13 protein-coding genes are annotated in these 11,682 nt (G+C 33.8%); 2 read left to right on the top strand and 11 right to left on the bottom strand.

Going from position 1 to position 11,682, the window contains the following annotated elements; translation table 11 throughout:
* Positions 1–8: 8 nt before the first annotated feature.
* Positions 9–497, top strand: coding sequence for a cyclic pyranopterin monophosphate synthase MoaC (gene moaC, locus CD155_RS01330; protein WP_070830332.1), 489 nt, complete (start codon positions 9–11; stop codon positions 495–497).
* 26 nt (positions 498–523) lie between these two features.
* Here moaC and CD155_RS01325 read toward each other — a convergent pair whose 3' ends face one another.
* The 5 genes from CD155_RS01325 to modA form a co-directional block, all read right to left on the bottom strand.
* Positions 524–1,042: a MogA/MoaB family molybdenum cofactor biosynthesis protein gene (locus tag CD155_RS01325; protein WP_070871886.1), complete on the bottom strand. Its 519-nt coding sequence runs from the start codon at positions 1,040–1,042 to the stop codon at positions 524–526.
* An 18-nt stretch (positions 1,043–1,060) separates the two neighbouring features.
* Positions 1,061–2,065 (bottom strand): ThiF family adenylyltransferase, encoded by a 1,005-nt coding sequence (locus CD155_RS01320; protein WP_103212318.1) that lies wholly within the window; start codon positions 2,063–2,065, stop codon positions 1,061–1,063.
* A gap of 250 nt (positions 2,066–2,315) precedes the next feature.
* Positions 2,316–2,924 carry an ATP-binding cassette domain-containing protein gene (locus CD155_RS01315; RefSeq protein ID WP_103212317.1) on the bottom strand — a complete coding sequence of 203 codons (609 nt, stop codon included), beginning with the start codon at positions 2,922–2,924 and terminating at the stop codon, positions 2,316–2,318.
* Positions 2,925–3,596, bottom strand: a complete 672-nt coding sequence (modB, locus tag CD155_RS01310; protein WP_103212316.1) for a molybdate ABC transporter permease subunit — start codon at positions 3,594–3,596, stop codon at positions 2,925–2,927.
* A gap of 13 nt (positions 3,597–3,609) precedes the next feature.
* A complete protein-coding gene (gene modA / locus CD155_RS01305; protein ID WP_103212315.1) occupies positions 3,610–4,404 on the bottom strand; it encodes a molybdate ABC transporter substrate-binding protein in 795 nt (264 codons plus the stop codon).
* A gap of 217 nt (positions 4,405–4,621) precedes the next feature.
* Between modA and fdhD the strand changes: the two genes are divergently transcribed.
* Positions 4,622–5,413 (top strand): formate dehydrogenase accessory sulfurtransferase FdhD, encoded by a 792-nt coding sequence (gene fdhD, locus CD155_RS01300; protein WP_002443809.1) that lies wholly within the window; start codon positions 4,622–4,624, stop codon positions 5,411–5,413.
* A gap of 39 nt (positions 5,414–5,452) precedes the next feature.
* Here the strand turns inward: fdhD and CD155_RS01295 are convergent, their stop codons facing one another.
* The 6 genes from CD155_RS01295 to yut all read right to left on the bottom strand — a co-directional run bounded on the left by CD155_RS01295 (position 5,453) and on the right by yut (position 11,490).
* Complete coding sequence (locus tag CD155_RS01295) at positions 5,453–6,208, bottom strand: GNAT family N-acetyltransferase (protein WP_103212314.1); 756 nt, start codon at positions 6,206–6,208, stop codon at positions 5,453–5,455.
* Positions 6,209–6,247: 39 nt separating this feature from the next.
* On the bottom strand, positions 6,248–6,796 hold the full coding sequence (locus tag CD155_RS01290; protein ID WP_002443813.1) for a biotin transporter BioY: 549 nt from the start codon (positions 6,794–6,796) through the stop codon (positions 6,248–6,250).
* A gap of 111 nt (positions 6,797–6,907) precedes the next feature.
* Positions 6,908–7,846, bottom strand: a complete 939-nt coding sequence (locus CD155_RS01285; RefSeq protein ID WP_103212313.1) for a nucleoside hydrolase — start codon at positions 7,844–7,846, stop codon at positions 6,908–6,910.
* A 121-nt stretch (positions 7,847–7,967) separates the two neighbouring features.
* Entirely contained in the window at positions 7,968–8,888 is a 921-nt protein-coding gene (locus tag CD155_RS01280) for an ABC transporter substrate-binding protein (protein ID WP_103212312.1), read from the bottom strand.
* Between the two features lie 212 nt (positions 8,889–9,100).
* Positions 9,101–10,246 (bottom strand): acyl-CoA dehydrogenase family protein, encoded by a 1,146-nt coding sequence (locus tag CD155_RS01275; protein WP_103212311.1) that lies wholly within the window; start codon positions 10,244–10,246, stop codon positions 9,101–9,103.
* A 344-nt stretch (positions 10,247–10,590) separates the two neighbouring features.
* A complete protein-coding gene (gene yut, locus CD155_RS01270; RefSeq protein WP_103212310.1) occupies positions 10,591–11,490 on the bottom strand; it encodes an urea transporter in 900 nt (299 codons plus the stop codon).
* Positions 11,491–11,682 lie beyond the last annotated feature (192 nt).

Here is an 11,682-nt window from a genome sequence, read left to right as displayed (position 1 = left end):
GGTATATAATGACTGACTTTACACACATTAACAAACAAGGTAATGCTAAGATGGTTGATGTTTCTGAAAAGGAAGTGACTAAACGTCAAGCTCGTGCTCATTCAAGCATTACTGTAAATGAAATCATTTATCAACAAATTATCGATAATACAAATAAGAAAGGTAATGTACTGAATACAGCCCAAATTGCTGGAATCATGGCAGCTAAAAACACGTCTACGATTATTCCAATGTGCCATCCTTTACCATTAACAGGTATTGATGTGCAATTTGAATGGGATACCACTCAAGCACCTTCTTATGTTCTTAATATTACTGCCATTGTTTCAACCACTGGTAAAACAGGTGTTGAAATGGAAGCCTTAACAGCAGCTTCAGCGACAGCTTTAACTGTCTATGATATGACGAAAGCTGTTGATAAAGGCATGATTATTGGTGAAACATACTTAGAATCTAAATCCGGTGGCAAATCCGGAGATTACAAAAGAAACGACTAGTCTTTACGCTAGTTGTTTCCTTCATATTATTTAGTCAATTCATGCACAAGATGATTAAGTTCTGGCTTAATTAATCTTTCTATCGCAAGTTTAACCGCACCTGTGGAACCTGGCAACGCAAAGATAAGTTTATCTTTAGCAGTTCCTCCAATTGCACGTGATAATAGCGAACGTGTGCCTACATCTTCTGTATAACTTAAATATCGGAATAACTCTCCAAAGCCTTCTAATTCTTTAGTTAACAACGGTCGTACTGCTTCAATCGTAACATCCCTTTGAGAAATGCCAGTCCCACCTGTAGTAATAATGGCGTCAATTTCTTCATGTTCATCTAACCATTGCTTAAGTTGTAAAGTAATTGCATTTTTATCATCTTTAACAATTTTATAATTATCTTTCTCAACAGTTACGTTAATCTCTTTTAAAAGAGATTGTACCAATTGACCACCTTTATCAGTCTCTTCATCTCTTGTGTCAGAAATGGTTAGAACAGCTACATTAATATTTCTTTCTAATTTAACATGTTCGTGTTGATGATTGTGCATCATATTCAACTCCTTATTTTATCCAAATAATTGATTAATTAATTGCATAGCGTTTTGAGGATGCGTCATTTCATGAATCAGGAACCTGCCTCCATTAAAAGCAACAATGCGGTGTCCTCTAAATTTGAAAATCGTCATATAATTATTGGTACGATAATGAATTTGATGTTGCTCAAGAAAAGCGATGAGCATTTCCTGGGAAATATTACGATTCTCATATTGAACTGTATCACGACCACACAATGTCGCATAACTTTGTTTCTCTTGGTTTAAATGTGGATAGTACGGATGATGACCACACGTAGGACAATCCTCTCGATACATTTTACTAAACCCAATTGTGAAGTGATCGCCTTCCCAAATATCTCCATAAGTTAAACGCGTTTTGATTTCATTTTGGGTAAGTAATTTTAAAGCATCTTTTAATTGTAAACTTGTAGTCATTGTAACTGCGGGTTGAATCACGCCCACAGTGTCACAAGTTAAATTGACTGAAGGAAGCTGTGGCATAAGGCAATTAAAGCATGGCGTTTGCCCAGGTATAAATGTTGCCTCTACATACGTACTTTGAACTACTCCACCATAAATCCATGGTATACCGTATTTATATGAGAAATCATTGATCAATTGTCTTGTATCAAAGTTATCTGTCGCATCGAGAATAAAGTTCACATCTTTACCATGCTTCTCTAGAAATTGATAATTCACATGTTCAATCAATGCATGAATTTCAATATCATTCCTAATATGTGTGAGTGCACGTTGTGCGGCAATCACCTTTGGCAAAGCTTCTCTTGCATCATTTTCAGTATATAAGGTTTGTCTTTGTAAATTACTATATTCAATATAATCTCTATCTACTATAGTTAATTTACCAATACCTGCTCTAACTAAACCTTCAGCAAGATGCGTACCTAGTGCTCCCATCCCGATAATCAGCACATGTTGTTGTTTGATTTTCTCTTGGCCTCTATTACCGATATGTTTAAACAACATTTGTCTCGAATAACGTTCTTGATTCATATGAGTTTCCCTTTCATTTATCATTGTTTCCATTATATAAGCTTTCTTGATAAGTCACAAAATTTAAACACTAAAAGAGGTCGGAACAAAAGTGTTTAGGATTTGAACAGAACCGAGCAATGAGCAAAATTGTTTCTCAAATTTTGTCGAATTGTGAGTGTTACTGTCGAAAACCTTGCTTTGGGACGCCGTTAATCGGTGTCGCAGAGCGTAAACTTTAAAGTTCCCAACCTCTTATATTTATAATTATTTACTTTCCAATATTAATGATTTCGTGTGCCATCTTTTCAGCTTCATAGTTTGAGTGCGTAACAAATATAATAGGTATCTTCCATTCATTAAATATCTTTTGAACAAGTTCAATACTCTCTTCTTTTGTCGCATCATCCAAACTTGAAAAGGGCTCATCGAGTAGAATTAAATCTGGCTTCGTACTCAGTGATCGCGCTAAAGCTACACGTTGCGCTTCACCGCCAGACAATGTCATCGGGTACTGATTCATCAAGTGACCGATGTTGAGCGTTTGTATTAAATTATCAATATGTTCAGATGGTTCAGCCATAAAAGTAATATTTTTATAAACATTCATATTAGGGAATAATTGATAATCTTGAAATAGGTAGCCCACGCGACGTTGTTGAATTTTGACATTGATTTTATGCTCCGAATCAGTCAACACACGTTCATTCACCTTAATATAAGCATAATCTGCTTCTCTCAAACCAGAAATCATATTTAATACTGTAGTCTTCCCAATTCCAGATGGTCCACGAATAGCGTAAATCTTAGGGACATGATCATCGATATCGACATGGATTTGTGTGTCCTTTAACAAGTATTCTAATTGAATTCTTAACATCTAATCGACCTCCCTATATTTATCCCGATTAACTAAATTAATTGTAGCAATCACTGTTATAGAGAAAGCGACTAGTACAAGTACCCAGAGCCAAGCTTCATTTTCTTTACCTTGTTCAACTAAGAAATAGATTTCAAGAGGCAATGTATTCGTCTTATTAGGAATATAACCTGCCACCATTAATGTTGCACCGAATTCCCCAATGGCACGTGCAAAGCTCATCATTATACCAGATAAAATTGAACGTTTAGATAAAGGTAAAATTAATTTAAAAAATATTTTAGATTCACTCGCTCCCATCGTTCGTGCAGTATTCAACATCTTTCTATCAATACTTCTAAAGCCACCAATTGTATGTTGATACATAAGTGGAAAACTAACAATGACAGATGCAATAACTGCACCTGTCAATGTGAACACTACGGGTAAGTGTAAAATATTTGTAAAGAATTGACCTATAGGTCCTCTTGTTAAGAATACAATTAATAATATAAAACCTAGTACCGTTGGTGGTAGCACAATAGGTAATATAATAAAACTTTCAAGGATTTTCACCCAATGCCCTTTCTTATTGTATAACCATTTAGAAATAAGAATCCCTAGTATTGTAACAATAATTGTACTGATTATTGCAACACGTAAAGATATCCAAAATGACGTTAAATCAGGCATGGTTTATAACTCCTTATGCTGAGAATTGGTATTCTTTGAGAATTTTTTTAGCTTTGTCAGATTTTAAGAATTTCATCCACTCTTTAGCTAATTTCTTATCTGAAGTTGCGCCAGCTTCATACACAATTGGTTTACTTAATTGAACTTGTTTAATTTCTTTTACTTTATCAGTTTTTTTCTTTTGATTGTATAAGTCAGTTTTATAAACGAAGCCTTCTTGCGCGTTACCTTTTTCTACATAGTTAAGAACTTGTTTAACATCTTTAGCATAGATAATTTTATCTTTAACTGAATCATATAATTTGTTGTCATCTAAGTATTGTTTAGCATATTTACCTGCAGGCACAGTTTTAACTTCGCCTAATGCAAGTTTGTCATTACCTTTTAAATCTTTAACTGATTGATAGTTTTTATCTTTATCGCCTACAAGCACTAATTTGTTTTTAGCATAGTTGTATGTATCGTGTGCTTTCTTTTTATCTTTTAATGCATCGACATCTTTTGTATTAGCTGACATAAATACGTCTACAGGTGCGCCTGTTTCAATTTGTTGTCTTAATGCACCAGAACCACCGTAGTTAAATTTAATGTTTGCATCTTTATGGTCTTTTTTAAATTCTTTCTCAAGTGCTTTACTTACGTCTGTTAAGCTCGCTGCTGCAGAAATTTGTAATTCTTGTTTTTTACCACTGTCAGACGAACTTGATTCTTTTTTATCTCCATCTTTATTGCTGTTACTAGAATTAGAGCATCCTGCTAATACTAAGCACACTGCAATAATTAAAGCTAAAATGTGTTTTCTTTTCATGAATAAATCCCTCCACTCTGTTTTTATTATACTCTTTTGTTTTACTTTGAAAAGGATATTTATGTAAAAGTTATTGAACAAATTCGTAATAATTAATGAATGCTAAGCTAATTTATTTAATAACATTTTTAGCAATATAAACCTATAAACAAAAGAATTTAAATTTCTAACATTTAGTTTTATGATTATATTATGACTAAAGTGGGGGCACAATATTATGAATAAAGACGTATCAACTGACCAATCAATTGTGCGTTATGAGAATGGTGAATTATTTGAAACAGAAGATAATTACGTAACAGAATTCCCATTAACAATTATGGTCAATGGCGAAGAGTTCGCTACCGTTATTTGTAGTCCTACAAATATGGAAGAACTTGTTCTAGGATTTTTAGCTTCTGAGGGCGCTATTTTAAAAAGAGATGAATTAAAATCAATACAAATTGACGATAGTAAAGGGTTTGCACATGTCGAATTAACAAAATCATTAGGCGATCGTTTTGAATATTCAACTAAAAGAATGATTGCTTCATGTTGCGGAAAAAGCCGTGAATTTTATTTTCATAATGATGCAGCTATTGCGAAAACGTCAATGTCAAAAATTGAATTACAACCACAACAAATTCTAAGAATGATGACACAACTTCAAAGTGCTAGTGTGATATTCAAACAAACCGGTGGACTTCATAATGCTGCAATCAGTGATGGAGGTACATTCTTTGAACATAGGCAGGACATTGGACGTCATAATGCGCTAGATAAACTATACGGATATTGTATACAAAGACATATTTCAGTTAGAAATAAAGTACTTATATTTAGCGGGCGTATTTCTTCAGAAATTTTAATCAAAGCTGCCAAAATAGGTGTTGGAGTGATTCTATCTAAATCTGCACCAACTACGCTTGCTGTGCAATTAGCTAAAGATTTAAATATTACCGCAATTGGTTTCATCCGTGATGGTAATTTCAACATATATAGTCATCCAGAACGTATTAAAGCGAATTAGATTGGGAACATACATTCCTTTTCTAATTCGCTTTTTTATTTAAATATTTTCTTTTAAAATTTGATACCGATAACCAAGAAACGTATAACCTTGTTTAAGATACATATCCTTGGCAATATCTTCTCCATCTGCGACAAGTATAACGGGTTTCTTTTTAGCCAACTCACCTATATAAGCTTGTATCGTTGAACCAACCCCTTGATGACGATAGGTTTCTAGTACACCAAAGCCATCAATTTCAATTGATTTCATTGAAACAATCAAATCCACGATGCCAACAGGTTGTTGGTTAATATATGCGATAAGTCTTTGTGGAATATCGTTCTCATAATAAGCTCTTATATGTTGTGCACTTGCAATGGCATATGATTCACCAAACGGTTGAGCAAAGTATTGATAAATTTTTAAATAATCCTCAATATTTTGTTCAGAGACATGCTGAATCTCTACTTGCTGATTCTGTGGCAATTTCGATAAATCTTCGCCCTCTACAACATATAATTCCATTAATCCTAGCTCAAACCCTCGCTCTTGAATGAAATCTATCCATTGCTGAGTGAGTGGTTCATTTTCCGGAAAGTAAAACGAAAGATGATTCGAGCCCTGTTGAGTATGAAGACGTTGCTGCACATTGATATCTTCTAACCATTGATTCATAGAAGGCATCATCTTATAAAACCAAGTATTACTCGAAAATTGTAATGGTTGATTCGAAGTTAAATAAATGACTTTGCGTTGATCTTCAGACCACTTTGTACCATCTACATAGATATCTTCAAACGTTATCCGTGACATACTTATCGCCTCTGCAAATATTTCTAAAATTGATTACCCTTATTGTATCAGAGTTCTAAATCGTGTGTGATTTAAAACTGTGGCACCAATTAAACTAGCAATAATTGCTTTAATGATATCCCCTGGCATAAATGTAAATGACAATAAAATTGCCTTAGAAACCGGTATATGTATAATGAATCCCATAATAATGGTACCGAAAATATCTAATACTAATACGCCAATGATTAACGTAGCTACTAGAAGTACGCCAAAATTAATTTTCCCAAAATAGCGATCTCTTACTAAGCCTATAAAATAGGCAATAAATGGATATAAGAATAAGAATCCAGCTGAAGGACCAGCAAAGACACCAATACCTCCGCGTCCTCCTGATAATACTGGTAACCCAGTTGCAGCTAATAGTAAAAATACGATGACACTGGTAGCTCCCAACTTACGTCCTAAAATAATTCCTGCTAAAAAGATCCCAATATTTTGCAATACGATAGGCACTGGCATAAATGGTAAGGGTATACCAGGAACCAATCCTAAAATGCAAATAATTGCCGTCATTAAAGCTGTATAAACTAAGTGTTTCGTAGTCATTTGTTCATCCTCCTTACATGAGAATGATTATATCATCATTGTAAACTTTAATAAATAAAAAGTTTACATTAGTTAACTGGTCTTTTTCTTCTTTATAAAAATGCTTAATCACTATACTCGTTTAGCAAGCTGTGAAATATAGTCGAAAAACGCATTTCTTTCTACGTAGTTAACTACATTCACTTTGCGCCCATTTTCATCTTTATAAGTTTTACCTTGACTAGGACCATGGCTTATAACATCTACATTCATTTTCACTGATTTAACGAGTTTAGGTTTACCTACATAAGCTGTTGTAAGTACGTCCCATAAAAAGTAGGTTGAGTTCGTTACGAAATGTGTTAATGGAGGCACGGCAGCATAGCTTACTCCTAGAAAATCTATACCTACATGTTCTCTCTCATCAGCCCAACGTTGACGTACATCTAATGTTAATGGCACCTGATTTGTACTTTCGAGAGCGACCATATCAATCTTAATCTTACTATCGAAAACCGTTTTCACCGCTTCAGGGTCCCAGAATGCATTCCATTCTGCAGTTCCATCGTGTTCTGGTTCTTCTACATTACCTTTATCTAAAAATGTACCGCCCATCCAAACTAATTTTTCAACATTCGCTAAAAAGGCGTCGTTGTGACGAATTGCTTTGGCTAAATCTGTAAGCGGACCAGTAAATAATAATGTCACTTTTTTAGAGCTCATATTAACCTTTTGAATAATATCTTCATACGCTTCATAATCACTGACTTTAGCACGGTTAGGCGTACGTGTTTCATTCAAAATTGGTAGTGCATCCATAAAGAATGCATGCATTCTCCATTCTTTCGGGAAAGGATTCTTACCTCTTTCGTGTGAGGGGGCAACTTGAATACCTTTATTTGAAAATCTATTTATAATTTTAATAGATGCGCTAAGTGAGGGTTCTAGGTAACAATCCGCTCCAATAGTACTCACACCAATCAGATCCACATCTTGCATTTGGAGTAATAAAAATAAAGAAATTAAGTCGTCTACGCCACCATCATGGTTAAAATAAACGTTAGTCATCATTCTTCCTCCTCTATTCTTTTAATTTATTTTAACAAATTTTAATTATGTTGATTTTAAAAAAGAGGCTACCTTTTATCGGCAACCTCTTCCATTTACTCAATTGATATTCGTTAATTCCCTTTTATTTTGCATCCATTAATTTTTTCTTCAAGTCTTTACGCATGAAGTCTAAAGTATATGGATCATTATACCAATACGTCTCAGCTTTAACTTTTATAACATGCCCTTTTTTCACTGCTGGTAAGTTTTTCCAAATATTTGTTTTCTCATAACCTGGAGTAGACTTACCTGCACTTGTTGAAACAATGTAATCACCAGCAACTTTTTCAATTTGCTCTTGATTTACTTCAGCCCAACCCGCTTTTTTAGTTAAGTCATTTTGGCCTTTAGACATTTTTAATCCAAATGCTTGATATAAGACTTCGCCACCGCGGCCCCAGTTATCTCCGTAAGTATATAATTTTTTATCAAATTCATCGAAGATTGAGACTGTAGAATCGGCACCAATTTTGTTTTTGATTTCTTTGCCATCTTTAGCTGTTTGATCTTTCCACTGTTTTTCCCATTTTTTAACTTCGTCCTCTTTACCTAATAATTTACCTAATTCTTCTTGTTGTTCTAAATATTTATGTTTTTGGTAATTAAATGGTACTGTAGCTGCGATTTTTTTGTATTTTTTAATATTTTTATTTTGATCTAAAACAATGATTAAGTCAGGTTTTTGTTTAGCTACCTTTTCTACATCATCGTCTCCCACTTTAGTTACACCTTTGAATTTATCTTTTAAGATACTACTTTGGTCAACTTGATTACTTACTGCGACAACATTTCCGCCTAATTTTTTAATTCCACCAGCGTATGAAGGTGCCACTACTGCAATACGCTTAGGATTTTTAGGTACTTTAATTGTTTTGCCATCATCCGTTTTGTATGACTTTGTTTCTGCTTTATTATCTGAATCCTTTGACCCACTACCTGAATTGTTACCACATGCGGCTAATACTAGGATTAACGCAATCAAAGGTAATAATAATTTTTTCATAACTTCCTCCTAAATGATAACGATTATCAATTTCACGATTAATTATACGTAAATATTTGTAGTTTTACAATAGTTTGTTAAGTAAATATTTTTGGAAAATTAAAAAGAGACCAAGCTACAATTAATAATCTTAGTCTCCTTTAACATATTGACAGTAGATTTCACATTTAAAAGTGTGCTTATATCAAGCTTCTTTCAATCATAGACATCCCTTACATCTTACATGTAATACTTTTAGCTATATTCGTATAGGCCATATCTTCCATTGGAGGATTGTGTAGCCCCGCACGCATATCTCTATAATATCGTTGTAATGGTCGATCCATTTCTAAACTTTTAGCACCAACAATTCTCATTGCCAAATCAATCACTTCTAGTCCTTGATTCATCACCATCACTTTACTCGCAGAAGTCACATTCCATATCTGAGCATCTTCTTCATATAATTGATACCCATGTGCAGTACTCCACAAGAAATGTCTTGCCGATAGTAATAAACTTTCCATTTTACCTAAATTTTGTTGGACAGTAGGTAAATCTGCAATTATTCCCTCGATACTATTTGGACTATAATTTTCCGCAAAATGAACAGCATAATCACGAGCGGCCTGTGCGATACCTAAATAACAACTCGGAATATGAAGAATCCAGCCATTCGGTTGAGGTTTACGTCCAGCTTCAACAAAGTATTCTGTTGGTACATGAACATCATTCAATACAAGATCATGACTTTCAGTTGCACGCATACCAACCATATTCCAGTTATCAGCAACCTCTACACCTGCATATTCTCGAGGAACTAAGAAGAATCCAACTGAACCTATCTCTTCAACATACGCACCAACAATATAGTGCGTCAATGCTTTACTCATTGATGTAAAAGTTTTAACTCCATTTAAAACGTAACCATCGTTAACTTTAACCGCATGTGTACCTGGGCGACCACCTCTTGTTGGACTGCCTGTTTCAGCTTCACTTACTGCTCGATTTACAAGTGCACCATTGACTACTTCTTTAGCAAATGCATCAAGCATTCGTTGATCCCACATATGTTGCTCATATAATTGGCCCACCACACTTAAGTGCCAACCTATCGATAAAGCAGTAGCACCATCTATTGCACCTAAATAACTTTGAAGAATTACCATATCTTCAATGGTTGCCCCTTCGCCTCCATAGTATTTCGGCAATGTTAGTTTTGTATAGCCTTCTTGAATAAGCCATTCAATATTTTTATATGGAAATTGCGCTTTTTTATCGTTTTCAGTAGCGCGTTCTTTGAATATATCTTCCACTTCTTTAAATTTTTGAATCCACCGCTTTTGAATTTCTGTGCGTACTAGAAATGACTGTACCACAACTCTCACCTCGAATATTCATAATTACATCCCTTTAATTATTCCTAGTTTAACACTCGACTTTTATATATGGAAGTCAACTGCCACTGAAAATCATTCAAAATATAAAGGAACTAGCAACCATGAGCATTCGTATAAACACTTTCACTATAAGCAGATGTCATATGAATTGCTAAAAGTATCAAGGATGAAAAATTAATCGCAATCTAAAAGCTCCTAAAATGAATGTTTAATCAATCCATGTAGGAGCTCATTTTATATCATTTAATAGATTTTAAATTTAAAAATTCTTTTTCTGTATGCATATATGATTATCACTTTTTATAAAAATCAAATGCGACACCTTATGCACGATTGTTCATTCCAGCAAATAACATGATCCATGTAGCTAAAATAAATGGCATGGTAAGTGCAGGTAATCCAAACGGTTCTAATAACGTATTTAATCCTAAATGGATAAAGACTGTTAAAACAATACCAAGCACTGTTGCTAAATATGCGTTCATTGTAGATTTAAAAGTGACTCCTAAAGCAATCGCTGTTAAAACTAAATTGTAACCGAACAAGCCCTCATTAATATCGCTATAATTACCACCTAACAATCCTACAATTAAGAAACCAATAATATTAGCAACAATTGATAAGATAGCTGCCTTTCTTGAGCCTATAAAAATTCCAATTATAATCAACAAGCCACCTATCACGCTTGGCACAAGAAATACTTGGCTATATCCTTCAGTTAAAGATTGGAAAAATTGTATCGTTTCATTTCCCGTATCAAACGATGTTTTCTTAATATGGCTAGGGATGATATCAAGTTGTGTATTTAACGATTTAACTTGACCAGGTATCAACACAGTAATCCATGTCATCATCACAAAAGGTGATGTTAACATCGCTATACCATAAGGCTTCAACAATTCTCTAATAGCCGAACCTACTGGTAGCGTCAAAATGGTTGCAATTAAAGTAATCACTAAGCCACTCAAATTATGATTAAGGAAAAGTGTGAGCGCTACAGCTGTTAAAACAGGACTAAAACCTGCGAGACCATTATCAATCTCATCTTGTGAATAGTTCATATATGGTGCCAAAACAAATGAGATGATACTAGCGATAAGTGCACTTAAACCAACTTGCCAATTTGCTACAAACAAACCAATTAATACAAACAATCCGGTCCACTTATTATTAATCAATAAAACTTGAGAGATATTCTTTAACATAATACTAATTGTTTTCAATTCTTTCACCTTTATTCTTAAAATTTAAAAGCATTTTCTAGCATATCCATAAAATGCTTCTGATATTAATAATACTTTTTCTAATAGAACTTTTTTAAACATTAGATAAATTTTATATTTATTGGTAAATATATACTAAGTTTAAACCATCTTTATATAAATAACCAAAATTTTCTTCTCGTTTTACTTGTT

This window comes from Staphylococcus caprae (genome assembly GCF_002902725.1).
Lineage (GTDB): Bacteria > Bacillota > Bacilli > Staphylococcales > Staphylococcaceae > Staphylococcus > Staphylococcus caprae.
This window is presented reverse-complemented; position numbering and strand designations above follow the sequence as displayed.

Bases quoted from the DNA above. Each gene is read 5' to 3' on its own strand.
- modB (WP_103212316.1), bottom strand. From the start codon at position 3,596: ATGCCTGATTTAACGTCATTTTGGATATCTTTACGTGTTGCAATAATC.
- CD155_RS01280 (WP_103212312.1), bottom strand. From the start codon at position 8,888: ATGAAAAAATTATTATTACCTTTGATTGCGTTAATCCTAGTATTAGCC.
- fdhD (WP_002443809.1), top strand. From the start codon at position 4,622: ATGAATAAAGACGTATCAACTGACCAATCAATTGTGCGTTATGAGAAT.
- CD155_RS01285 (WP_103212313.1), bottom strand. From the start codon at position 7,846: ATGATGACTAACGTTTATTTTAACCATGATGGTGGCGTAGACGACTTA.
- CD155_RS01320 (WP_103212318.1), bottom strand. From the start codon at position 2,065: ATGAATCAAGAACGTTATTCGAGACAAATGTTGTTTAAACATATCGGT.
- moaC (WP_070830332.1), top strand. From the start codon at position 9: ATGACTGACTTTACACACATTAACAAACAAGGTAATGCTAAGATGGTT.
- CD155_RS01315 (WP_103212317.1), bottom strand. From the start codon at position 2,924: ATGTTAAGAATTCAATTAGAATACTTGTTAAAGGACACACAAATCCAT.
- CD155_RS01295 (WP_103212314.1), bottom strand. From the start codon at position 6,208: ATGTCACGGATAACGTTTGAAGATATCTATGTAGATGGTACAAAGTGG.
- modA (WP_103212315.1), bottom strand. From the start codon at position 4,404: ATGAAAAGAAAACACATTTTAGCTTTAATTATTGCAGTGTGCTTAGTA.
- CD155_RS01290 (WP_002443813.1), bottom strand. From the start codon at position 6,796: ATGACTACGAAACACTTAGTTTATACAGCTTTAATGACGGCAATTATT.
- CD155_RS01325 (WP_070871886.1), bottom strand. From the start codon at position 1,042: ATGCACAATCATCAACACGAACATGTTAAATTAGAAAGAAATATTAAT.